Raw genomic sequence first — 22,646 nt, forward strand, 5'->3', positions numbered from 1 at the left:
AAAAAGAGCAGAGGCGTGAGATGAGCAATCCTTCAGAGCATAGCAGCGAAGCATACAGCGAAGCGGGTTTCTGGCAGAAGGTAAAGCAGTTTGCCAAGCAGGCCGGACGAGAGGTTATCCACAAGGCGTTCTGTCTCTATTACGCCGCCCAGCGTCCCGATACGCCTAAATGGGCTAAGACAGTGATTTTTGGGGCGCTGGCCTATTTCATTACTCCCCTCGATGCGGTGCCGGATCTGACTCCTTTCGTCGGTTTTACCGATGACTTAGGCGCGCTTGCCGCCGCACTGGCCATGGTGAGCGTCTATATCGACGATGAAGTTGAGCAGCAGGCGAGCGATAAAACCGCTCAGTGGTTCGAAGATTAGCGACTAAAGCAGCGTCCTTGCTGCTCTTGCCGTAAACTTTCTTCTTAAACTAAAGCAAACTAGCCTGCCAGTTCAGCTTTGGCAGGGCCGTTAAGTCCAAGGTATCCCCATGCTCGGCGATCACCACATGGGGCGACTCGGCCCTGTTTGCAGTGAGCTTGGACTGCAGCACTTTTTGCGCTTCGACTTCGCCGTGTACCAAAATCAGCGGCGGCGCATCCTTAAAATATTGATACCAACGCATCAATTCTGCCTGATCCGCATGGGCCGACAGGCCGCCAATGGTGTGAATTCTCGCCGCCACCTCGATACTGTTGCCATGTATGGTCAGGGATTTAGCCCCATCCACTAACAAGCGTCCCGGCGTGCCTAGGGCCTGAAAGCCACAGATGATCACATCTGACTGTGGATTAGCCAGATTATGCTCCAGATGACTGCGGATGCGACCACCATTACACATGCCGCTGCCGGCTATGATGATTAAGCCCTGATGGATCTCATTCAGTTCCATTGACTCCTCTGTGGTGGCGATAAAATCCACATTGGACAGCAGCGGATGCTGCCCCGGCGACAGGCGGGTAAAACGCTTAAAGTCATCGTCCATCAGCCGATAGTTAGCCACGTAGATCTGGGTCGCCCTAATCGCCATCGGGCTGTCGAGGCAGATACGCCATTTTGACAGTTGCCACTCCTTGGCATACAGATGAAATAGATAGAGCAGCTCTTGGGCTCGCCCAACCGAAAAGGCGGGCAGTAAGATGTTGCCGCGGCTCTGCTTGATGGTTTGCGCGAAAATGCTTTTTAACTCATCGAGAGTGGCCTCCCAGCTGCGGTGCAATCGGTCGCCATAGGTGCTCTCCATGATGACCAGATCGGCGCTGGCTATCAGTGTGGGGTCGTCTAATATAGGCATGCCGGCGCGGCCCAGATCGCCACTGAACACCAGTTTTTTTCGTGCCTCGGCCGTTCCAAGCCAGAGCTCGACAATCGCCGAGCCGAGTATGTGCCCCGCATCGGATAAACAGGCGGTGAGATTAGGCACTATGGGGGTCGATTGCCCATATTCCAGGGGGACAAACTGGCGCATCAGTTGATCGACATCGGTTTCATCAAATAGTGGCGCTAAGGGCTCAAGCCCCATCTTCAGGCGTTTTTTATTGAGGCGCTCAACGTCTCTAACCTGCAGCATGGCGGCATCTTTAAGCATTACCTCACAGAGTTCGACTGTGGCTTTATGGGTAAAGATAGGGCCGGAAAAACCTGACTTGACCAATAGTGGCAGCCTGCCGGAATGATCGATATGGGCATGGCTGAGAATGACCGCATCTATGGCCTTTGGTTCGAAAGGGAAGGGCTCATGATTACGCAGCGCATCCTGCTTTCCTCCTTGAATAAGGCCGCAATCGAGCAGTACCTGACGACCATCAATAGTGAGTAGATGACAGGAGCCCGTGACCTCCTGAGTTGCACCGAGAAAAGTGAGCGTCATCTGCATAGTCTTATCCCTGTATTTTGACTGTCAGTCTGCAACTGAATCTAGGCTAAATAAGCCGATTACGAGACAGGTTTAGTGTGAGGAAACCGCCATTAAAAGATAGTCTTTATGCTGTGGCATCACCAGTTATCAGCCTAGCAGGATCACCGATATGGCTGCCAAGAGCAGTAGGAAAGAGTCTGAGTGATAAGAGAAAAGCAATGGCCCGAGTATTACCCATTCCTGCAGGCGCTGCCATCTGGGATAGCGCGCTAATCACGATAATCCTTTGCTGCTAGAAGGAAAATAGAGCAGGGTGAGCGATGCAAATACAAATTGTTTGGCACGTGGGTAACGCAATGAACCCACAAACATGAAAGCGGTAAAGATCCCCCATAAGGTTACATACCAGCCCATAAAGTGAACTGGGCTTGCTGCGATCCCTGTGTTTGGCAAGATCAAGCCAACCAGAGTCAACCAGAACAACCCGTAAGAGGTAAATGCTGTGGTACCGAAGGTATCGCCGCGCATAAAACACATGATGCCGACAATGACCTGACTTAAGCCGCCATAGAAGATCCCATGGCTAAAATTATAGCGTTAATCGGAAAATATCTGGCATTATGGATGCTCAGTAGAATGGTCGTCATACCAAAACCCATTAGACCTAATGGGGCTGGATTCGCAAGTTTTGTGGACACTAAAATTTCCTAATGAAATGAGTTTCATGGCAGCATGCCGACTCGCAATATTCAATCTACTGATTTTAAAAGGCGGCGAATTATAAGAAGTGAACAATTGATAAGAATGAAACTGACAAAACAGCAGGCTTTTAATAATTAAATGATAAAAACCATATAGATATATTTTGTTTGATGGCTTTGCAGGCTGAGGCGGAAAATAAACTTATTTAAATTTATACAGCTAGTGTTTTATCAAATTTATATATGAGTACAGTCACTTTCTTGTCAAATAGTTAACCGCTATCAAAGTTCAATATTCGGCGTCACGAGAGCGAGGTTTTATTTGAGAACTAAAAACGCGATAAATCTTGGGTTCGTCACAACTTTAAGCCAAAAGCGATCTGACTTCGGTTTTTAACAATTCCCGCTTAAATGAAAGCGGCTGAATGAAACGCTTCATTTTCAGTTTGAATTTATCCACCCGTGTTACTGTTTTTTGGCCGATAAATTGGAGATGAAAAAAATATGAAAAACCGAGCTCCGTTTTTAATTGCTGCAACGGCATTTCTTGCCGCGCCAGCCTTAGCCACAAGCAGTGAGCAAGACAGTTTCTTTGCCAATATTGCCGCTCATTGCGGCAAGGCATTTGAAGGCAAGATCACCGCGGGGGACAGCGCCGATTCTGCTTTTAGCGGTAAGAAGCTGGTGATGCATGTACGTGAATGCAGTGACAATGAGCTGAAGATCCCCTTTCATGTGGGTGAGGATCATTCCCGTACCTGGGTGATCACTAAAACAGCTACCGGCCTGCGTTTAAAGCACGACCATCGCCACGAGGATGGCAGCGAAGATAAGGTGACCATGTATGGTGGCGATACCGATTCTAATGGTACGGCTCAGTGGCAATCTTTCCCGGTGGATGCCTATTCGATTAATAACTTTAAGGAAAATGGTCTGGCTCAGTCTGTGACTAACGTGTGGCATGTGGGTATAAATGACGATACCTATGTGTACCGTTTAACTCGGGAAAACCGCGACTTTAAGGTAGATTTCGATTTGAGCAAGCCCGTGGCGCTGCCACCAACGCCTTGGGGCCATGAATAGTCTGGATTGGATTCAAATAAAAAGCGCCGTTTGGCGCTTTTTTTGATGGCAAGAACGAAATTTATTTCACGTCTTTACCTAGCACATAATGATCGAACCAGAGTTTATCCCAATCCATCTTGGCTTTCTTGTGCTGATACTTGCTCAGGCCATGGGCTTCACCCGGGTAGACCAGCAGTTCGACGGGAACATTAAGATAATGTTTCAGGGCGCGATATAGACCTTGAGCATGGCCTAAGGGGACGCGCTCATCTTTCTCACCTATGTGGATTAGCGTCGGAGTCTTAATTTTGTCGGCGTGAGTTAATGACGAGCCATGGGTGTAAGCATCGGCTTTCTCCCAAGGTTGCCCCTGCATAAAGTTAATCACATGGCCAGGGGTGTCTTCCAACATCCACTGCAGACGCTGATCGAATACACCAGCCCCTGAACTAGCGGCCTTAAAGCGTGTGGTCGTGCTGATTAAGGCATTGGTGAGATAACCCCCATTACTCCAGCCCATGACTGCCATCTTGTCACCATCGACTATGCCCTGTTTGATGAGATGATCCACACCCGCGAGAATATCTTTGACTTCGATATCATGCTCGTGACCGACCAAATCTGTCAGGAATTTATCGCCATAGCCGGTCGAACCTCGGTAGTTGGGGGATAACAGCGCCCAACCATCGGCGGCGAAAGTGGTGCGGCCGTAAGTTCTGTGTTGCAGCGCATAAGGGGTTGCAGCCGTTGGACCGCCGTGGATCTGCACCACTAACGGCAGGGGCGCATCGCCTTTCTTGTAGTCGGCTGGCAGCTCGAGAATACCTTCGACTTGTGTGCCGTCCGGGGCTCGCCATTTGACCACAGAGATCTGGGGTAAAATCCAGCTATCGACCTGGGGGTTAATGTTGCTAATGCGCTTGTATTTCGCCTTCTTGCTGGCGCCATCGGCGATAAATAGATCGCTAAAATGATCTAAGCCATTGTGACTGAATGCCAGCTTCTTACCGTCTTGATTGAAGCTGTAGCTGCCGATAACCAGATCGCCATCGACCACAGTGCGGGTATCGCCCTGTTTGTTGTCATCAACTTCGCTGCAGTAGAGTTTGACGCGGCCATGATCGGCGCCGCGATAACAGATCTCATCGCTCTGAGCTCGCCAGTGGATGTCGCTCGCGTAGAGGGTAACATCGCCTTTAGGTTTGATCTCCAGCGCATCACTTTGAGGCTGACTCGGATTGGCTACAAAGAGTTTGCCCGGATGGCCATCGAAATCGATTCGAAACGCCAGCTGGTTTGTACCACTCCAGTCTAACCCTAGCAGCCAACCGTAGGGTGAAGGCGCCTTATCGCGCCACTGGGTCGCTTTTAGCGTCTGGTTTTCACCTTTTTGCGTGTTATAGACTTCGATATCAGACCAGCCTTCAAGGTGGATGATTTCGTTGTCTTTTGTGGTGATACGGGCTATCTGGCTGGCATCTTTATTGACGCGAAACTCCCAGACTACCTTGTCGTCATCGAGCAGCAGATTTTGCTGATAATGATTCAGATCCAGTTTATACAAAGGGTTAGTGGTGACTTTGCCATGGGCATAGTTAGGCGTTGCGTGCTTGCTACGCATCTCGCTCCAGAGATCGCTTTCTGTGGTAGTTTTATTGCCAAGGAAATAGAGGCTATTACCATCCTGACTCAGCTGAAACGCCTTGATCCCCTCAGCCTCTTTGGTGATGGCAACCACCTCGCCACCTTGTAATGCCAGCCTAAAAACCTGTGACTTGCCATTGTAGGGTGGCTTTTTATCTTCATTACTCTGCTTGCTGAGATAATAGATATATTGGCTGTCAGGACTCCACACTAGGCTGGATTCGCTCTCGTTGGTGAACGTCAGACGCTGTGTCTGACGGTTTTTAGTGTTGATCAGCCAGATATCTTTCTGCGCTTTGTCCAGGGCCTTGTCCCAGCGGGACTCTAACCAGATAGCCTGCTTACCATCTGGGCTGAGCTGCACATTACTCATGTTGGCTATAGTAAAGAAATCATCGGTAGTGATCTTATGTGTACGATCGATGGCTCCAGGCTGTCCTTGGGCGGCGAGAAGTCCGCCGGAAAATACCGCAAGTGCGGCAAATAGGTTTGCTCTGCCCATTGTGTCCTCTTCAGTTTGCAATCGTGATGAAGTGTTGTTTTTATTGGTTGGCGATACCTTAACGCAAAAAGTGAAAGTCGGGAATCAACTACTCTTTTTTCTTAGGTTGCATGAGATCTTTTAGGTAGGTTATCTCGTCAGCAGAGAGCAGCTCTTTGCTGGATTTTACTTTGGATTGGATTTTCTGCCGTGACTGACTGCCCCTTAAATAGGCTGTGATGGTGATATGTTTTATACCGTAGATGGCTAGGCCATAGACAGTGACTAATAGGCCAAAGTTTGTGATGGCCTGAGCCGTCATACTAATACTGTCGCCGAGGTAGATGGGGAGAATCAACATAATAGTACGCAGTATGCCATTGATTAACATGGCCGATGTCAGCAGCATAAGCCATCTGAATTTTATCGCCTTAAGGCCGTTATGATGTGCTGGATTTATCAGTCCCTTAAACTGTTTTAAAAGGTTGAAAATTAATAAAAAATAGATAGTTGCCTGTACGGCGAGTAGCAAGGGGATCAGGGCGCTAAACAGTATGTAATAGCCGGCATCCTCCTGACCATTGCTCTGGATATAGGCCCTAAAGTCACTGCTCAACAGGAAAGTACAGAGTATGACTAAGGCCAACAGCGCGGCAGGCAGGTAATGCCAAGAGTGGGATTTTTTTCCGCTTAGGTTGTGCAGCGAACGATAACAGTAAAGGTAGAGTAAGGGCGTTAACAGAAAGTAGGTCGGCGCCAAGCAAAACAGCAATGTTTGAATTGAGAAGGGGGCGTTGTGTTGGTTAATCAGAGCCGTTAGAAAGTAGATTGAAATCAGAATAAATATGGCACTCAACAGCTTATGGGTATTGTTGTGCTCTCGATAAAAGTAATTGATATAGGCGCCCAACCCTACACAATGCAGGCCACCAAGCAGGGATATCCACCAATACCCTTCGTAAAAAAAGCCACCGTAGGTTATATCCATAATAAACCATCATCAGAGCATCCATACTAAAGATGCTAGAAAACGGTTTTAATTTCAACAGTTAGTTGAATTATTAAGCGATATTAACGATCGCTAATATAATATCTCAACAGATTAGTTTTTTGCCTTACTTTGCTCTTTAGCAAGTCTTATATGACGATTTGATACACCTGCTGGTGGTTTGCCCGGTACGGGAGCGCGTTCGGCAAGTAGATGGCGTATTGCCATGATGGGATGAGGCAGTAGCATGCGAGGCCCTGAAAAAATCATGATTTCACGCGCTTTAGCCTTAAGCTCCGGTTTATAGCAGTGAACAGGACACTTGTTGCAAGTGGGTTTCTGTTGGCCATAGGGGCAACGATCGAGTCGGGTGTGGGCATATTCGAGAAAGGCCTGACACTCATCGCACAGTGTAGTTTTACTTTTAGTATGGGAGTGCGCTTTACAATAGATCTCCACCATAGCTTTTATGGTTTGAAATTCACGTAAAAGTTTACCGTCGAGTAATTGTGTTGTCATGACTAAACCTGAGTGTTTTACTGGGTTATATCTGAGGTTAACTCGCTTGATTAGTGAATACAAAAGCAGCGAACTATTTTATGAAGATGCGCACAAAATAGTGTTTTAAATGGTCGGGTTTTTTCTGTTAATCGCAACTTTGTAACGACAAGATATGATGTTTTTAACAAAAGTGGGTTAATTTTTAGCTCATTTTTTGATACCCGAGTAAAAAAGAGGTATAAACAATTGATTTATATTAATAGCTCCAGCTAACAGAAGGTAAAATGGGCTTAGCTTCTGGGGGCGTTCAATCAACGGTGGATGATGATGAAATATATAGCCATTATTTTACTAATAGTTGTTGGGGTGTATTTGTACAAGCGGGCGCAGCGTTTGGCTAAAGAGGAGCAACGTCAGGCGCAGCGGGCGGCTGAAAAGTTAGTGCCACTCGAAGATGAAGTCGTAAGCTCGACTAAGACTCAGAGCGAGTCCTTAGCTGAGCCTGAAGCGCCAGTGCCAGTTAGGCCCATATCGATTGGGCCAGATGCTGAGATAGAGCAAGAGGCTGAGATTGAGTCTGAGATCGAATCGACGCCAGTCGTTGCTAGCGTATCTGAGTCGAGTGAGTCGGCAATGGATGAATCCTGGGCTAACGATAAACTCGCCAGCGCATTGATCGAGTATCGTAATGCCGCCACAGCAGAGGAGAAACATGCAGGGCTACTACAGGCTATAGGCGAGTGTTATAAACAGCGTAAAGAGCAATCTTATTGCGAATATGGTGCTGGGCTGGCGGCCGATTATCAGGCAGTATTTGCCCAGTTACCTTCACCGGCAAACGAAAAAGGCACAGCCTTTATGCAGTTGGCCACCTTGCTCAATGACAGTGGTCAGTTTGATGGCGCGATAAAAGTGTGTCAGACGGCCATGGGATATGGGCTGACAGATGGCACGGTCACAGGCTTTGAGGGGCGAATTGCCCGCATCGAAAAGGCCAAGCAGAAAGTGGCAAAGTAATGACTGCAAGCTGATTAGAAGCTGTGTAGAATGGTGATTATGATTAAAGGCGAACTTCAGTTCGCCTTTTTTATGTCGGGAACATTTATGCAGACGAGCAGGGATGATCACGAGTCTGCTTTATGTCGGGAACATTTATGCCTGTTTGCCAGGGACGGAACAAATAGGCGTTGTGTCGTGAACATTTATGTCAACTTGCCAGGGACGGAACAAATAGGCGTTGTGTCGTGAACATTTATGTTAACTTGCCAGGGACGGAACAAATAGGCGTTGTGTCGGGAACATTTATGTCAACTTGCCAGGGATGGGAACAAGTTGGCGTTGTGTCGTGAACATGTATGGCAATTTGCCTCCAGGTCAATAAGACAAGCTTGCCGGTTCGATAGGAGATAAGATGCAGCAGCGATTATTAATCAGCCTGGCTTTGGGTCTAGGTTTTAGTCTGTTTGGGCTAGTAGCCTGTACTCAGGTGCCGCAATGGACCCTGTTCTACTATGAAGATCAAGCGACTATACCCCAAGGGCCTTTAGTGCCCCATATCACGGGTTATTATCAAGAACTCGACCAATGTCTGGCTAAAGGAGCAGGTATGGTGAAGTTAAGTGAGTCGGGCAAGGGCAGTTATCAGTGTGGTTTTCAGTGTCAGGATGATAAGCAGGGTGATGTGCAGTGTGTCCGCTTTGAACTGGAGAAAGCATTATGAAGTACACTCTGGACAGAGAAGCAAAAGCCTTAAGTATCAGCGGCGATATTGATTTCGATAACTTTACGCAGTTTGCCGAGCCGCTTATTCAGGGGCTGGATTGCCGGATAATAGAACGTCATTGGGGCGCCGACAGACATCAGTGGTTGCTGGACTTTGAGGGAACCCTGCTGCAGCTAAACTATGAATTTTACGGCAATAGCTGCTGGTTATCTGTCGAGCGGGATGACGAGTTTGAAGTGCTCGAGTATCTGGCTTGTCTGTTAACGCTAAAATAACCCGATAGGCTTTATCAGCCATTGTGTGAGACAAATTGAATGCATGATCAACATATGGACGCTGGATTTCATTATCAGGCGTTGACACCGGATCTTATCCTTGATGCCATCGAGTCTCTGGCTATCTATCCCGAAACCGGACTCCTGGCATTAAACAGTTATGAAAACCGGGTATATCAGTTTCGTGACGACAACAAACGCCGTTATGTGGTGAAATTTTATCGACCCGAGCGCTGGAGCGATGAGCAGATCCTAGAGGAGCATAGCTTCGCCGCTGAGCTTAGCGAGCAGGAGATCCCAGTTGCTACTCCTCTCATTGTCGATGGCCGCTCGCTCCATGAATATCAGGGGTACCGTTTTACCCTGTTTCCCTCTATGGGGGGGAGGCCGTTTGAGGTGGATAATCTGGATCACCTTGAAGAGGTCGGCCATTTTATCGGCCGTATCCACCAGTGCGCCCAGGCTAAACCCTTTCATCACCGCGAGGCTTTAACACCTGAACGTTTGGGGGATGAGTCTCTGTTGTGGCTGCAGCAGTCTGGTCATGTGCCGGTCGGTCTGGAGACTGCCTATTTTACTGTGGTAGAGCAAGTGCTGACTAAGACTAAACAGCTGTTCTCTGAAGTCGATGCCCCCCATATTCGCCTGCATGGCGATCTGCATCCCAGCAATATACTTTGGACACCCGATGGTCCGGGATTTGTGGATCTCGACGATGCCAAGATGGGACCGGCTATTCAGGATATCTGGATGATGCTGGCAGGGGATCGCTCACAACAGACCTTGCAACTTGAGGTGATACTGGAAGCCTACGAAGAGTTTTGTGATTTCGACAAGCGGCAACTCAAGCTGATTGAGCCGCTGCGTTCATTGCGTATGTTGCACTACAGCGCCTGGCTGAGTCGTCGCTGGGGCGATCCTGCCTTTCCTATGCATTTCCCCTGGTTTGGAGAGTCCAAGTATTGGGAGCAACAGATATTGGCCTTTAAGGAGCAGCTGGCGGCATTGGATGAACCACCTTTGAGTCTGTTGCCACAACACTGAAAATCGAGCGGTTTTGGGATTAATTAGACAAGTGGGCAAGATAAAATGAACTAATCTCCTTGAGGTCGACTCCAAAGCACATTATGTTATGGTCAATTTTTTATTCGGTACAAGTACCCTGGAAATACTCATAAGGAATCAACATGAGAAAAGCATTACTGATCACACTGGCCTTGTTTATGGCTCCTATGGCTGCATTTGCCGCCCAGTTTGAAGAGGGCGTGAATTACACTGTCATTAATTCTGGCCCAGCAACCGCTAAGCCTGAAGTGGCTGAGTTTTTCTCTTTCTACTGCCCACACTGTTATAACTTCGCCAAGCATCAGCTGCCAATCATCAAGTCTAAACTGCCTCAGGGTGTTGAATTCAAACAGCATCATGTCGAGTTTATTGGCCGTGAAATGGGTGTCGAGATGTCTCGCGCCTTTGCTGTGGCCCATCAGTTAAATGTTGAAGCGAAAGTGGAAGCGGCCCTGTTTGCAGCAATCCATGATAAGAAACAGCGTTTCGTAAGCCGTGATGATATCCGTCAGGTGTTTATCGCCAATGGCGTTAGTGGCAAAGAGTTCGATTCGGCGGCCAGCTCATTTATGGTGAGTGCCCAGATGGCACAGATGAAGCGTGCAACTGAGAATGCCAAGATCCAGGGCGTTCCTGCGCTAGTGGTGAATGGTAAGTACCGTATTGAGATGAGTTCACTGAAGTCTATGGATGAGCTGATGCAGTTAACTAACTACCTTACCCAGTTAAAATAATCTTTATTTCTCGCCTAAGTCACTGAATTTGTGGCGATGAAATCATAAAAATCCGATGAGCCTGACTCATCGGATTTTTTTTATGTTAGTAATAGGTTAAATTGTGCCCGTGTTCGGTTGGTCACTTGCCAGATGTGAGATGAAAATTTGTTCATCAGATGAAATTAAGTCGGCATTCGTCGGGTCGAATCTAACAATAAAAAGAATTGGCAATAAAAAGAATCAACAATAAAAAATAACAAGCAGGTCGTTTACGAGGAGGTCTAAATGAGAGTTTTTCCTGTCTACGCACCAAAACTCATTGTGAAACATGCGCGTATTTTTGTATCTGGGGCGATTTGGGTAAAAGAGTTGGGTCGATTGGAGTTTAATAACGGGCGATTTTTGTTGCCGAAACAGCCTCAGCCTGAGGTGAAGCAGGCGGTGATCGAATTAAATCAGTTGATCCAGACCCAGCACAGTAATGAAGCGAAGACGGCTTAAATCTTCGCTTCGGTCACTCTCTTTATTCACTTACTTCATCGTTGAGTAAGCCAACCAGTCCGGTGATTTTTTCGTTCCAAGAATGAAGATCCTGGCTAAGTTGTTGGTTGGTTTCAGTAAGATTTTGGTTCTTTTGCTTCTCTTCTTCGAGCTCCATTTTAAGTAGCTCAATCGTTTCGAGTGCGGCTTGGATTTTTGTTTCCAGCTTGGACAGTAGTTCAAGGCTCATCGGAAGTCCTAATAGTTTCTGGATGGGGATCTGATTCTATCAGCGCCTGTATCTTAGTAAACAGCCCATCTGTGCTAAGTGAATAAAAAAACAGCGATAGTGTGATTAATCTTTATTTATCTTGTTCCGCTCCCTTTTTTTGCTTTGTTATCCCAAGCCCTGCTGTTCATAAAACTGTACTTATTTTTGATAAAGAATTTGCCTCTCATGTCTTAGCTAAGCCCCATTGTGCTTGACTTTATAACGGGGCATTCATAGTCTGCATATTCAGCAATCGAGGTGGAATACAATGCAAATAAACTATAATTTGAAGCCGACATCTGAGCGTCGTACCGAACAGTTTAAGCCTGACACTAATGTGGGTTTTGGTAAGCTCAGAACCGATCACATGTTTTTAATGGATTACCGTGATGGACAGTGGTGCGATCCCAGAATTGTACCCTATGGACCCTTTGAAATTGCACCTGGCGCGATGGCCTTACATTATGGTCAATCGATTTTCGAAGGCGCAAAAGCGTTTATGCATGACGATGGCGAGATATACACTTTCCGCTTAAACAAAAATGCCGAACGTTTAAATCGTAGTGCCGAGATCGTTTGTATTCCCGAGTTGCCAGAAGATATGGTGCAGGCCGGCGTGAATGCCCTCATTGATGTCGATAGATTATGGTTCCCAATGCAAGAGGGCGCTTGTCTCTATATTCGTCCCTTCGTGTTTGCCACAGAAGACAGATTGTCAGTAAGTCCTAGCCAGCAATACACTTTCTGCGTCATGCTCAGCCCAAGTGGCGCTTACTACAGCAATGGTTTTGACAGTGCAATTCGTTTGCTGATCACAGAGCGCTTTCACCGTGCGGTAACCGGCGGTACAGGTGCTTCTAAGGCCGCAGGCAACTATGCCGCATCGCTGCGTGCCGGTAAGGCCGCCGCGGAGTACGGTGCTTCTCAAGTCTTGTATCTCGATGCCAGCAATAAGCAGGTCGAGGAAGCGGGGGCGATGAATCATTTCCACGTGCTCAAAGATGGCACCATCATCATCCCAGAATTTACCGATACTATTTTGAAGTCGATCACCTCTCAGTCAATCATGGATCTGGGCGAGCAGCTGGGCTGCGAGATTCGCCAAGAAACCGTGATGCTGGATAAGTTTATCGCCGACATAGAAGCCGGAGAGATTATCGAAGCCGGTGGCCTAGGTACGGCCGCTGTAGTATCACCAGTAGGCTCTTATATCTTTGAAGATCATCGTATCGTCACTGTAGGTGATGGTAGCGTGGGTGAACACACTCGCCGCATCTATAAGGTCTTAACCGATATACAGAACGGTAAGACGGAGGGGCCGGAAGGTTGGATTAAGCGTGTCGAGCGCGTTGCACCTTAACCCCATTTCGAAAACAAAAAAGCGCCTAAGGGCGCTTTTTTGTTTTCAGTGGATATGAATCACGGGTTTCTTTAGGAAACCTTGGTTTCTACTGCATCATCAATGACTTGAGTTGAATTATACTTCAGCAGAACTTGATGGATCTGCTCATCTTTTTGCTGCCAGATGCCATTGAGCCAGCGCTGGAACTGGGCACGGGTTTCGGCGTCATTAAAATATTTCACGTCATCCACTTGCGGGACAGGTAGCGTTTCAATGCGGATCACTATGCGTTTGACCGTGCCATGCATCACTTCAGACAGGGTATTGCCAGCAGAATCAGGGTAGACTAGGGTAATGTTGAGCAGGTTAGTAAACTGCTCGCCCATGGCAGAGATGGTAAAGGCGATGCCGCCGGCCTTGGGGCGCAGCAGGTAGCGATATGGCGAATGTTGGCGTGCGCGTTTTTCTGGCGTGAAGCGACTGCCCTCGACATAATTGATAATGGATGTGGGGATGCTCTTAAATTTTTCACAGGAGCGACGGGTGGTTTCCAGATCTTTGCCTTTCAGCTTAGGGTTCTTCTTAAGCTGCGCAGCACTGGTGCGATTCATGAAAGGCATATCCAGTGCCCAACAACCTAAGCCTAAAAAAGGCACGTAAAGTAGCTCTTTTTTAAGGAAAAATTTGAGCATGGGGATATTGTTGCGCAGCACATAGGTGAGGACGGCAATGTCAAAACCACTCAAGTGGTTACTGATCAAAAGATACCAGCCCTCTTTTTTGAGTCCCTCAAGGCCCTCAATGTCCCATTCAATTTTTGCGATAAGGAATAAGATACCGCCATTGACGCTGGCCCAGCTCCACATGCAGCGATTCATTATGATGGTTGACGCTTTTCTAAAACCACTTATGGGGATCAGCAATTTTATTAGGCCGCCTATACAGATCAAGCTGCTCCACAGCACAGTGTTGATGACAAGTAACAGGCTGCTTAATAAAAATAATATCGGACCCGGTAAGAAATTTAGCATGGTTTTAAATACCTTAGTTGCAGATTATTGCTTGGCCATTTTTTCTAAGGTGGCGTCCTTCTCTTTCCAAATGCGATTGAGCTCGTTTTGGAAGCCTATCTTAAATTCACGATCATTCATGTAGTCACCACGCATGGCAGGAGAAATATCTGCGACTTTTAGATCTACCCTGATCAGCTTTATCTGCCCCGAGATATATTGCCAAAATGTGGGGACTTGTCCCTGGTAATGGATAGACACATCAATCAGTTTGTGGATTTGTCCATCCATGGCCGAAAGGGCAAACGCCATCCCGCCAGCCTTAGGCTTGAGTAGATGGGTAAATTCAGAATTTTGTTTGCGGTGCTTTTCCTTGGTAAAACGGGTTCCTTCGACGAAGTTCATCACGCTCACTGGCTTGGACTTAAATTTAGCGCAGGCCTTGCGGGTGATCTCGATATCTTTGCCTTTTAATTTGGGGTTCTTGCGCAGCTCGGCACTGGTATAGCGGCGCATAAAGGGAAAATCTAACGCCCACCAGGCAAGTCCGAGTACAGGCACATAGATGAGTTCTTGTTTTAAAAAGAATTTTAAAAAGGGGATTCTATTATTTAGCACACGTTGCAGTACCAGAATATCGACCCAGGATTGGTGATTGGCGATAACCATATACCACTCTTTTGTGGATAGACCTTTATCCCCAGTGACTTGGATATCCACTCTATGAAAGATACGCTCAATCAGAGTGTTAACCGAGATCCAGGCACTGGCGCAATGATCCAAAAAATAACTACATGCGGTGCGCAGCAAGGTGATAGGAATCAGTTTGAATACACTTACCAATAAGATAGGCAAAACCCAAAAGAGTGTGTTGATGACATAACAGCTAAAAGCCAGGCTGCCTCTTATCAGTGAAAGTACGGAACCCATTTATTTCCCCATAAAAAATTTGGAGACCTATATTACTCGTCTAATACTTACAGCTCAATCTTATCCTGATAAATCGCGATAATTCTGGGACGAATGGATTATTTGCGATAAAAATATCTCTCGATTGCATACCTATTTTAGCTTTTTTATTTAATAGGGACTTCTTAGGCTGTTTAAAAGCCTGTCCATGGCGCGATAGCCCAAAGCCTGGGCGATATGAGGTCGCTCGACACGAGGAGATTGGGCCAGATCTGCAATAGTGCGTGCGACCCGTTGCAGCCTGTGGTAACTGCGTACCGAAAGGCCGAGTTTGTTAACGCTCTGCTCTAAGAATTCCAGATCGGCTGTGTTAAATCCCCCAGTTTGTGTCAGCTGTTTGCCCGTCAGCTCGGCATTGAGTACCCCAGCTCGGTGTATCTGTTGCTCTCGCGCTAATTTAACCCGCTTGGCGATATCCTGGCTGGTTTCAGTATTGGTTTGGGGTTGATTCAAGGTACCTTCGGGCAGTCTGGGCACATCTACGGTTAAATCGAATCTATCGATAAAAGGGCCCGATAATCTGGAGAGGTAGCGCTGTATTTGATCTGGTGTTGCCCGGGCATTGGCCGTATCGCCGCAGGGGCTGGGATTCATGGCGGCAATCAGTTGAAAACGGCAAGAGAAGGTCAGCTTGGCGGCAGCGCGAGAGATAACCACCTCACCTGTCTCCATGGGTTCACGCAGGCAATCTAGCACCTTACGGGGAAACTCGGCGACCTCATCGAGAAACAGCACACCTCTGTGGGCGAGGGAGATCTCTCCCGGCTTAGGATGGCCACCGCCGCCGATCAGCGAAATCGATGAGCAGGTATGATGCGGGCTGCGAAAGGGGCGTTGATAAAACTGCGTCACTGGGATGGTGCGCCCGGCCACGGAGTGAATGGCCGCGACCTCCAGTGCCTCATCATAACTTAAGGGCGGCAGCAGCTGCATCATGCGACTGGCTAGCATGGTCTTGCCCGTCCCCGGCGGGCCAAGAAACAGCAGGTTGTGGTTGCCTGCTGCGGCGATTTCCAGCGCCCTTTTAGCCTGATATTGACCGATAACATCGCTGATGCATTTAGGCTGTGGCTCATTTTCAGCCGATACCCACTCCAGTTGAGTCCCGATAGTGGGCAGAGTTTGTTGGCCATGTAAGTATTCACTCAGTCCCTGCAGATGGCTGGCAAAATGAGTGTGTTGATAGCCGACCAAGTCGGCATCGCCGCGATTTTCCAGCGGGATCACCAGCTGGCTGTTTTGCCTGCGGGCGGCAACGATCACTGGCAATAACCCCTGACAGGGGCGGATATGGCCTGAGAGAGCTAGCTCACCGACAAACTCGTGAGACTTGAGACTGGTATGGGGGAGCTGTTTCGATGCGGCCAGAATACCGATGGCAATGGGGAGATCGTAACGCCCGCCCTGTTTGGGCAGATCGGCCGGAGCCAGATTGACAGTGATCCGCCGCTGCGGGAACTCGAAACCTGCATTAATGAGTGCGCTGCGTACCCTTTCTTTAGCTTCTTTGACTGAGGTTTCAGGCAGGCCGACTAAGTTGAAGGCGGGTAAGCCGTTACTGAGATGAACTTCGACTGTGACTTGGGGAGCGTCAATTCCGAGACTGGCGCGAGTGGTAACGCAGGCGATCGCCATAAACAAATCCTTTTGTCAGGTTTCCAGTGAGCTTGCCACAGGGCCATGTGGTGCGTGGCCAAGTCATGGGTAACTAAGCTATGCGTGGCTAAGTGATTAAGTTTAGTCCTTTTATGTTAACCTCGCTTTTTAATCCTGGGTTTTACCCTGTGATTTGAGTGCTTCTACGTGCTGCTTAATCATTAATTGAAGCCGCCCCTCATCGGCCAACAGTTTCACTTTGCTGTCGAATAAGCGCTTGAGCCTCTCTTTGTGGGGGGATTTCTTGCTGATTAACATATAGAAGGGTTCCTGTTGAGCCTTAGGGATGGCGATATTGTCCAGCTGCTCTAACAGGTACTGCATATTGTTGATGGCCAAAGTGCTTTCGAAGGCTTCCTTGCGTGCCAGGAAGAATTGGCAGCGATCTTTTAGAAGCATGTCCGGCAGGTGTTGCAGGCTATGGATCTCCAGTAAAGCCTGATCGTTATCCAGGCCAAAGTTCTGATAATTAAATCCTTTAATTCCGCAGATCTGCCCTAAGCTGGAGAGTTGATTGACATTATCAATTTCGACTCTGCCAAGGTAACGGGATTTAAGATAGAAGTAACTGGGCGTCAGCCTGTAGTAGGGCGCTGAAAGCAGATAGTTGGCCTTGCGATCCTCATTGAGTGAGGCGCTCATGACAGCATCGATATTGCCTTTCTTCACCTCGCTGAGACAGCGTTTCCAAGGCAGGGCGATGACCCGATAGCTGAACTCTGAATGAGTTAAGCTTAAGGCTAACAGATCGATATCATAGCCCTGGGTGAGCTGATTATTGTCCCCTGAGCGGGAAAAGTAGTTGAATGGCGGAAATTCGGTATTCTCGACGCAGAATTGAAGAAAGTTATTTTGGGCGACAACATTTCTGGGAGATAAGTGGAATAGGCTGATAAAGATCAATAAAATAATCAGTGTGTTAATTCTCATTCCTTGCTCCATGCTTTGGGCCCCCCCTCAGTATAGTGAGCTTTACTTTAGCCTGTATCGATCTCCTTCAAAAAGGCGGCGATCACAGGTTCATCCTGGCGGCTTTTTTTACTGCAACATCCTAATTCAAAAGGAGGAATAGAAACGGGAGAGCTCAGTCTTTGTATTCTGTCTTTCACCGGACTGTTCTGCACTACGACCTCGGGCGTAATACTGACACCACAACCCAGCGCCACCATAGACGCTATCGCCTCCTGTCCCGATACCTGAGCATAAACATTGGGATTCAGCCCCAGTTGTTTAAACCAGTTATCTACCCGTCGCCGCCCCGGCCCATGTTCTGGGATGATAAAGGGCAGTCTGTCCCAAGGGATGTAAGACTCATTTAATAACTCGCGCACCGCGCATTTAAAGGTTGGGGCGATAATGCTTAAGGGCACATCGTCTATCTTAATAAAATTCAGGGAGTCAGTGAGGTGCTCAGGTTTGGCGGCGATACCTATATCGGCGCGATTCTGGCGCACCATCTCCAGCGCATCGGCCGGATCCCCTGTGATGAGGGCTATCTCCACTAATGGGTGTTCATTGCGAAATCGATCCAGCAAGCCGGGCAGGTGACTGTAGGCGGCGGTAACAGAGCAATAGAGATTGAGCTTGCCGCGCAGCAGATCTTGCTGAGGATCGAGACGGTGCTTGAGCTGGCTCCAGTTATCTAAGGTCTGCTCGGCAAAAGAGCGATATTCCACCCCAGCATTGGTCAGGGTCACGCTGCGGTTATCCCGCTGGAACAGCTTGGCGCCCACTTCCTCTTCCAGTCGCTGCATGGCGCGACTTAGGGTCGATGGACTGACGTGCATCTGCTGTGCGGTTCTTGCGAAATGCAGGCTGTTGGCGAGATGCAGGTAGAGTTTGATCGTTCGAATATCCATTGTGAGTCTCACTCAAAATCATGGTTAAACTTTACTCTCTGTGTTGCAAAAAATGCAATATATAGTTTCGTTTATATCATTTTAAGCAATGAAAATGTTGGGCTATAGTGAATGACATTACCGCTTGGCTTTTGTGGCTTGAGCTGGAACTTAGGTCTTGGTTTTTGAAGGTGGGACATACTATGGCTAACTATTTTAACTCATTGAATTTACGTCAACAGCTGGAGCAATTAGGCCAGTGTCGTTTCATGGATCGCAGCGAATTCAGTCAAGGCTGTGACTATATCAAGGGCTGGAATATTGTCATTCTAGGGTGCGGTGCCCAGGGCCTCAATCAGGGGCTGAATATGCGAGACTCGGGTCTCAATATCGCCTTCGCGCTGCGTGGTGAAGCCATTGAGCAGAAGCGCGCCTCCTATCAAAAAGCCACGGGTAACGGCTTTAAAGTGGGCACCTTCGAGGAATTAGTCCCAGCGGCGGATCTGGTGCTGAACCTGACGCCCGATAAACAACATACAGATGTGGTCACTAAGGTGATGCCGTTGATGAAGCAGGGCGCAGTGCTCTCCTATTCCCACGGTTTTAATATCGTCGAAGAGGGGATGCAGGTGCGCCCCGATATCACAGTCATCATGGTGGCACCTAAGTGTCCGGCAACCGAAGTGCGCGAAGAGTATAAGCGCGGCTTTGGTGTGCCAACCCTAATCGCCGTGCATCCTGAAAATGATCCTAAGGGCGATGGCCTCGAAATAGCTAAGGCCTATGCCAGCGCTACAGGGGGCGATCGCGCCGGTGTCTTGCTCTCCTCTTTTGTCGCCGAGGTCAAGTCGGACTTGATGGGCGAGCAGACCATTCTCTGCGGCATGTTACAGACAGGTGCCATCTTAGGTTATGACAAGATGGTGGCCGACGGCGTTGAGCCGGGTTATGCCGCCAAATTGATCCAGCAAGGCTGGGAAACCATTACAGAGGCGCTCAAGCATGGCGGTGTGACCAACATGATGGATCGACTGTCTAACCCTGCCAAAATCAAGGCATTCGAACTGGCCGAAGAGTTGAAAGTTATCTTAACGCCGCTGTTTGAGAAGCACATGGATGACATCATCAGCGGTGAGTTTTCCAGCACCATGATGCAAGACTGGGCCAATGATGACGCTAATCTGCTCAAGTGGCGCAGCGAAACTAATGAAACAGGTTTTGAAAATGCGCCCCAGTGCGATGAGGCGATCGACGAGCAGACCTATTTCGACAAGGGGATCTTCCTCGTCGCCATGATCAAGGCGGGCGTGGAGCTGGCCTACGATACTATGGTGTCTGCGGGGATTGTCGAAGAGTCGGCCTATTATGAGTCGCTGCATGAGACGCCGCTTATCGCCAACACCATTGCACGTAAGCGTTTGTATGAGATGAATATTGTTATCTCAGATACCGCAGAATATGGCTGTTACCTATTTAACCATGCTGCCGTGCCACTGCTGCGTGACTTTGTGAATGGCCTCTCCCCTGAGCTGTTGGGCGGCGGTTTAAACAGCGCGAGTAATGGTGTCGATAACCTGCGCCTTATCGAGGTGAATGAGGCGATTCGCCATACTTCGGTCGAGTATATCGGTGCCGAGCTGCGCGGCTATATGACTGAGATGAAGCGTATTGTCGAAGAGGCGTAATGCTAATTCGCCTGAGCAAGGAAGCTGAAAGATAAACTAAATTAAGTCGTTAGATGAGCAGGCGAACACTATTGAAAATTGTCGTCTCCGGCATGGATTGTCGATTCAGATGACAAGTTGGAAGATAGTTGCAGTTTTGGCTTGTATTCTGAGTTAGCTCTGTGGTATTGATTAAAATGTCTACTACAATTGACAGCTACAGACACAGATTTTAGTGAAATATACTGATTAGGATTTACCCCATGTTTAGCCAAGCTGCCCTGCTCATTCTCGAGATTATTACTCTAGTGATTATTAGATCACTGCGGGGGCAACCCATGGCGCATCGAGAAACCTGATCAGGTCAAGATTGCAACATAACCCCCGCTCCGAAAGGACCGGGGGTTTTTTGTTTTTAGCGTTGAAATTAACCCGATAAAGCGATGTAGGAAGTAACAGATGGAACCAGGGCAGAAGATCAGAGGCGCAGACGCCGTCATAAAAGTGTTAGCCGCACATGGAGTCACCACGGTTTTTGGTTATCCGGGTGGCGCGATAATGCCCATCTATGATGCCTTGGTGGGGGCGCCGGTGGAACATCTGCTCAGTCGCCACGAACAGGGCGCTGCCTTCGCCGCCATAGGCTATGCCAGAGCCAGTGGCAAAACCGGTGTCTGTTTCGCCACATCCGGCCCTGGCGCCACTAACCTGGTCACAGCCCTCGCCGATGCCCTGCTGGATTCGATTCCTTTAGTCGCCATCACAGGCCAGGTCTCCACAGCCGTCATAGGCACAGATGCTTTTCAAGAGATCGATGTCTTAGGCATGTCGCTCTCCTGCACTAAACACAGTTTTATGGTGACCCGCATCGAAGATCTGGTGCCGACCTTGTACCGCGCTTTTGAGATAGCGGCTTCCGGTCGTCCTGGCCCTGTATTAGTGGATATTCCGAAAGATATCCAGGTGGCTATGCTGGACTATAAAACGCCCCTGTTTGGGATCACCCCTGAGCCGGTTGCCAGCAGCGAGAAGCTAGCTGCGGCTAAGGCGCTGCTCGAAGCGGCCGCAAAGCCCATGCTCTATGTGGGCGGCGGCGTCGGGATGGCGGGCGCGGTTGAGCAGTTAAGAGCCTTTATCGACACCACTGGGATCCCTTCGGTCGCCACTCTGAAAGGACTCGGTTGCATTAAGCACACCAGCGAAGGCTACCTTGGGATGCTAGGTATGCACGGCGGTAAGGCTGCCAATCTGGCGGTGCAGGAGTGCGACCTGCTTGTGGTTGTAGGTGCACGTTTCGATGACAGGGTCACAGGCCGCTTAGCCTCCTTTGCCGACCACGCCAAAGTGCTGCATTTGGATATCGATATCGCCGAGTTGGGTAAGCTGCGCCGTGCCGATGTGGCGATTGCCGGCGATCTGTGCCAGATCTTGCCCGCTATCGCCACTCCCTTAGATATTGCACCCTGGCAGGCTAAGGTTGCCCGATTAAAGGCCGAGCATCGATGGCGTTACGACAGAGAAGGGGCACTTATCTTCGCGCCGCAGATGTTAAATGCCTTGGCCAATAAGTTACCCGAGGACAGCGTTATCGCCTGCGATGTGGGTCAACATCAGATGTGGGTGGCACAGCATATGTGGTTTCGTCGCCCGGAAGATCATTTATCGAGTGCAGGTCTTGGCACCATGGGGTTTGGTTTACCCGCAGCGATCGGGGCCAAGGTCGCTAGGCCCGATGCCTGTGTGGTGGCCGTGTCCGGCGACGGCTCTTTTATGATGAATGTACAGGAGTTGACCACAATCAAGCGTCGCCAGCTACCCTTGAAGATTTTGCTCATCGACAATCAGAAGCTTGGCATGGTTAAACAGTGGCAACAGCTGTTTTTCGAGGAGCGATTCAGCGAAACCGATCTGTCCGATAACCCGGACTTTGTCACCATGGCCTCTGCTTTCGATATACCCGGTCGCACCATCACTCAAAGTCATGAGGTGGATGGGGCGCTCGATGAGATGCTTCAAGCCAGCGGGCCGTTTCTGCTCCATGTCAGGATCGATGAGGCCCACAACGTATGGCCACTGGTTCCGCCCGGGGCTTCTAACCGCGATATGATGGATGAGATGGAGAAACAGACATGATCTATAACTTAGCCTTGACCTTAACTTCCCAGCCGGAAGTAGTGGAGCGTGTACTGCGTGTGACCCGCCATCGCGGCTTTAAAGTGACTCATCTGGATATGCAGCTTGGGACGAATGGCACGACCCATCTGGATATGGTGGTGGACAGCGAGCGTGCCCTTGAGCTCTTGAGTCACCAGCTGACCAAACTTATTGATGTGACTGAGTTGATTGATATGACCGAATGTAAGGCGAGTCCGGTGAAAGCGGCGGCGCAAACCTACAGTGTAAATTGACCCT

The 22,646-nt window shown here is 48.8% G+C and carries 22 protein-coding genes and 1 pseudogene; 12 read left to right on the plus strand and 11 right to left on the minus strand.

Annotated features, from left to right (window positions below; translation table 11 throughout):
• Positions 1-20 precede the first annotated feature (20 nt).
• Positions 21-368, plus strand: a complete 348-nt coding sequence (locus LZP69_RS13875) for a YkvA family protein (protein WP_234201318.1) — start codon at positions 21-23, stop codon at positions 366-368.
• A gap of 49 nt (positions 369-417) precedes the next feature.
• Here the strand turns inward: LZP69_RS13875 and LZP69_RS13880 are convergent, their stop codons facing one another.
• Together LZP69_RS13880 and LZP69_RS13885 are read right to left on the minus strand one after the other, a co-directional pair.
• Positions 418-1,863: an MBL fold metallo-hydrolase RNA specificity domain-containing protein gene (locus tag LZP69_RS13880; protein ID WP_234201319.1), complete on the minus strand. Its 1,446-nt coding sequence runs from the start codon at positions 1,861-1,863 to the stop codon at positions 418-420.
• Positions 1,864-2,123: 260 nt separating this feature from the next.
• Positions 2,124-2,543: pseudogene (locus tag LZP69_RS13885) on the minus strand (acetate uptake transporter); the annotation flags it as partial.
• A gap of 507 nt (positions 2,544-3,050) precedes the next feature.
• Between LZP69_RS13885 and LZP69_RS13890 the strand changes: the two are divergent.
• Complete coding sequence (locus tag LZP69_RS13890; protein WP_234201320.1) at positions 3,051-3,629, plus strand: hypothetical protein; 579 nt, start codon at positions 3,051-3,053, stop codon at positions 3,627-3,629.
• Between the two features lie 61 nt (positions 3,630-3,690).
• On the opposite strand, the gene LZP69_RS13895 is transcribed toward LZP69_RS13890, so the two are convergent.
• From LZP69_RS13895 to LZP69_RS13905, 3 genes are all read right to left on the minus strand, one after another.
• Positions 3,691-5,757: a S9 family peptidase gene (locus tag LZP69_RS13895; RefSeq protein WP_234201321.1), complete on the minus strand. Its 2,067-nt coding sequence runs from the start codon at positions 5,755-5,757 to the stop codon at positions 3,691-3,693.
• 88 nt (positions 5,758-5,845) lie between these two features.
• Positions 5,846-6,724: a hypothetical protein gene (locus tag LZP69_RS13900; RefSeq protein WP_234201322.1), complete on the minus strand. Its 879-nt coding sequence runs from the start codon at positions 6,722-6,724 to the stop codon at positions 5,846-5,848.
• A gap of 114 nt (positions 6,725-6,838) precedes the next feature.
• On the minus strand, positions 6,839-7,243 hold the full coding sequence (locus LZP69_RS13905; RefSeq protein WP_234201323.1) for a nitrous oxide-stimulated promoter family protein: 405 nt from the start codon (positions 7,241-7,243) through the stop codon (positions 6,839-6,841).
• Positions 7,244-7,591: 348 nt separating this feature from the next.
• Here LZP69_RS13905 and LZP69_RS13910 point away from each other — a divergent pair, with 348 nt between their 5' ends.
• From LZP69_RS13910 to LZP69_RS13935, 6 genes are all read left to right on the plus strand, one after another.
• On the plus strand, positions 7,592-8,242 hold the full coding sequence (locus LZP69_RS13910) for a hypothetical protein (RefSeq protein WP_234201356.1): 651 nt from the start codon (positions 7,592-7,594) through the stop codon (positions 8,240-8,242).
• A gap of 394 nt (positions 8,243-8,636) precedes the next feature.
• Positions 8,637-8,945, plus strand: a complete 309-nt coding sequence (locus LZP69_RS13915) for a hypothetical protein (RefSeq protein ID WP_234201324.1) — start codon at positions 8,637-8,639, stop codon at positions 8,943-8,945.
• A complete protein-coding gene (locus LZP69_RS13920; protein ID WP_234201325.1) occupies positions 8,942-9,223 on the plus strand; it encodes a DUF3630 family protein in 282 nt (93 codons plus the stop codon). Before LZP69_RS13915 ends, LZP69_RS13920 begins: the two co-directional genes overlap by 4 nt.
• Positions 9,224-9,262: 39 nt before the next feature.
• Entirely contained in the window at positions 9,263-10,267 is a 1,005-nt protein-coding gene (locus LZP69_RS13925) for a serine/threonine protein kinase (protein ID WP_234201326.1), read from the plus strand.
• 143 nt (positions 10,268-10,410) lie between these two features.
• Entirely contained in the window at positions 10,411-11,022 is a 612-nt protein-coding gene (locus LZP69_RS13930; RefSeq protein ID WP_234201327.1) for a thiol:disulfide interchange protein DsbA/DsbL, read from the plus strand.
• Positions 11,023-11,289: 267 nt separating this feature from the next.
• Complete coding sequence (locus LZP69_RS13935) at positions 11,290-11,505, plus strand: DUF1107 domain-containing protein (protein WP_234201328.1); 216 nt, start codon at positions 11,290-11,292, stop codon at positions 11,503-11,505.
• A gap of 22 nt (positions 11,506-11,527) precedes the next feature.
• Here LZP69_RS13935 and LZP69_RS13940 read toward each other — a convergent pair whose 3' ends face one another.
• Positions 11,528-11,734, minus strand: coding sequence for a cell division protein ZapB (locus LZP69_RS13940; RefSeq protein ID WP_234201329.1), 207 nt, complete (start codon positions 11,732-11,734; stop codon positions 11,528-11,530).
• A 289-nt stretch (positions 11,735-12,023) separates the two neighbouring features.
• On the opposite strand from LZP69_RS13940, the gene LZP69_RS13945 reads away from it, so the two are divergent.
• Positions 12,024-13,115, plus strand: coding sequence for a branched-chain amino acid aminotransferase (locus LZP69_RS13945; protein WP_234201330.1), 1,092 nt, complete (start codon positions 12,024-12,026; stop codon positions 13,113-13,115).
• 71 nt (positions 13,116-13,186) lie between these two features.
• Here the strand turns inward: LZP69_RS13945 and LZP69_RS13950 are convergent, their stop codons facing one another.
• The 5 genes from LZP69_RS13950 to ilvY form a co-directional block, all read right to left on the minus strand.
• Positions 13,187-14,128 (minus strand): acyltransferase, encoded by a 942-nt coding sequence (locus LZP69_RS13950; protein WP_234201331.1) that lies wholly within the window; start codon positions 14,126-14,128, stop codon positions 13,187-13,189.
• Between the two features lie 24 nt (positions 14,129-14,152).
• Positions 14,153-15,037 (minus strand): acyltransferase, encoded by an 885-nt coding sequence (locus LZP69_RS13955; protein ID WP_234201332.1) that lies wholly within the window; start codon positions 15,035-15,037, stop codon positions 14,153-14,155.
• 150 nt (positions 15,038-15,187) lie between these two features.
• The gene (locus LZP69_RS13960; RefSeq protein ID WP_234201333.1) at positions 15,188-16,711 is read right to left on the minus strand and encodes a YifB family Mg chelatase-like AAA ATPase; all 1,524 of its coding nucleotides are present in this window, start codon (positions 16,709-16,711) and stop codon (positions 15,188-15,190) included.
• 129 nt (positions 16,712-16,840) lie between these two features.
• The gene (locus LZP69_RS13965; RefSeq protein ID WP_234201334.1) at positions 16,841-17,662 is read right to left on the minus strand and encodes a substrate-binding periplasmic protein; all 822 of its coding nucleotides are present in this window, start codon (positions 17,660-17,662) and stop codon (positions 16,841-16,843) included.
• 47 nt (positions 17,663-17,709) lie between these two features.
• Positions 17,710-18,591 carry an HTH-type transcriptional activator IlvY gene (gene ilvY / locus LZP69_RS13970; RefSeq protein ID WP_234201335.1) on the minus strand — a complete coding sequence of 294 codons (882 nt, stop codon included), beginning with the start codon at positions 18,589-18,591 and terminating at the stop codon, positions 17,710-17,712.
• A 182-nt stretch (positions 18,592-18,773) separates the two neighbouring features.
• On the opposite strand from ilvY, the gene ilvC reads away from it, so the two are divergent.
• The 3 genes from ilvC to ilvM all read left to right on the plus strand — a co-directional run bounded on the left by ilvC (position 18,774) and on the right by ilvM (position 22,642).
• On the plus strand, positions 18,774-20,255 hold the full coding sequence (gene ilvC / locus LZP69_RS13975) for a ketol-acid reductoisomerase (RefSeq protein WP_234201336.1): 1,482 nt from the start codon (positions 18,774-18,776) through the stop codon (positions 20,253-20,255).
• Positions 20,256-20,693: 438 nt separating this feature from the next.
• The gene (gene ilvG / locus LZP69_RS13980) at positions 20,694-22,367 is read left to right on the plus strand and encodes an acetolactate synthase 2 catalytic subunit (RefSeq protein WP_234201337.1); all 1,674 of its coding nucleotides are present in this window, start codon (positions 20,694-20,696) and stop codon (positions 22,365-22,367) included.
• Complete coding sequence (gene ilvM, locus LZP69_RS13985) at positions 22,364-22,642, plus strand: acetolactate synthase 2 small subunit (protein WP_234201338.1); 279 nt, start codon at positions 22,364-22,366, stop codon at positions 22,640-22,642. The genes ilvG and ilvM overlap by 4 nt, the downstream gene beginning before the upstream one ends.
• Positions 22,643-22,646: the final 4 nt, after the last annotated feature.

Origin of the sequence: Shewanella sp. AS1 (assembly GCF_021412565.1) — a bacterium.
GTDB lineage: Bacteria > Pseudomonadota > Gammaproteobacteria > Enterobacterales > Shewanellaceae > Shewanella.

Coding starts and splice junctions, on each gene's coding strand:
- LZP69_RS13875 (WP_234201318.1), top strand. CDS start 21: ATGAGCAATCCTTCAGAGCATAGCAGCGAAGCATACAGCGAAGCGGGT.
- LZP69_RS13880 (WP_234201319.1), bottom strand. CDS start 1,863: ATGCAGATGACGCTCACTTTTCTCGGTGCAACTCAGGAGGTCACGGGC.
- LZP69_RS13890 (WP_234201320.1), top strand. CDS start 3,051: ATGAAAAACCGAGCTCCGTTTTTAATTGCTGCAACGGCATTTCTTGCC.
- LZP69_RS13895 (WP_234201321.1), bottom strand. CDS start 5,757: ATGGGCAGAGCAAACCTATTTGCCGCACTTGCGGTATTTTCCGGCGGA.
- LZP69_RS13900 (WP_234201322.1), bottom strand. CDS start 6,724: ATGGATATAACCTACGGTGGCTTTTTTTACGAAGGGTATTGGTGGATA.
- LZP69_RS13905 (WP_234201323.1), bottom strand. CDS start 7,243: ATGACAACACAATTACTCGACGGTAAACTTTTACGTGAATTTCAAACC.
- LZP69_RS13915 (WP_234201324.1), top strand. CDS start 8,637: ATGCAGCAGCGATTATTAATCAGCCTGGCTTTGGGTCTAGGTTTTAGT.
- LZP69_RS13920 (WP_234201325.1), top strand. CDS start 8,942: ATGAAGTACACTCTGGACAGAGAAGCAAAAGCCTTAAGTATCAGCGGC.
- LZP69_RS13925 (WP_234201326.1), top strand. CDS start 9,263: ATGCATGATCAACATATGGACGCTGGATTTCATTATCAGGCGTTGACA.
- LZP69_RS13930 (WP_234201327.1), top strand. CDS start 10,411: ATGAGAAAAGCATTACTGATCACACTGGCCTTGTTTATGGCTCCTATG.
- LZP69_RS13935 (WP_234201328.1), top strand. CDS start 11,290: ATGAGAGTTTTTCCTGTCTACGCACCAAAACTCATTGTGAAACATGCG.
- LZP69_RS13940 (WP_234201329.1), bottom strand. CDS start 11,734: ATGAGCCTTGAACTACTGTCCAAGCTGGAAACAAAAATCCAAGCCGCA.
- LZP69_RS13945 (WP_234201330.1), top strand. CDS start 12,024: ATGCAAATAAACTATAATTTGAAGCCGACATCTGAGCGTCGTACCGAA.
- LZP69_RS13950 (WP_234201331.1), bottom strand. CDS start 14,128: ATGCTAAATTTCTTACCGGGTCCGATATTATTTTTATTAAGCAGCCTG.
- LZP69_RS13955 (WP_234201332.1), bottom strand. CDS start 15,037: ATGGGTTCCGTACTTTCACTGATAAGAGGCAGCCTGGCTTTTAGCTGT.
- LZP69_RS13960 (WP_234201333.1), bottom strand. CDS start 16,711: ATGGCGATCGCCTGCGTTACCACTCGCGCCAGTCTCGGAATTGACGCT.
- LZP69_RS13965 (WP_234201334.1), bottom strand. CDS start 17,662: ATGAGAATTAACACACTGATTATTTTATTGATCTTTATCAGCCTATTC.
- ilvY (WP_234201335.1), bottom strand. CDS start 18,591: ATGGATATTCGAACGATCAAACTCTACCTGCATCTCGCCAACAGCCTG.
- ilvC (WP_234201336.1), top strand. CDS start 18,774: ATGGCTAACTATTTTAACTCATTGAATTTACGTCAACAGCTGGAGCAA.
- ilvG (WP_234201337.1), top strand. CDS start 20,694: ATGGAACCAGGGCAGAAGATCAGAGGCGCAGACGCCGTCATAAAAGTG.
- ilvM (WP_234201338.1), top strand. CDS start 22,364: ATGATCTATAACTTAGCCTTGACCTTAACTTCCCAGCCGGAAGTAGTG.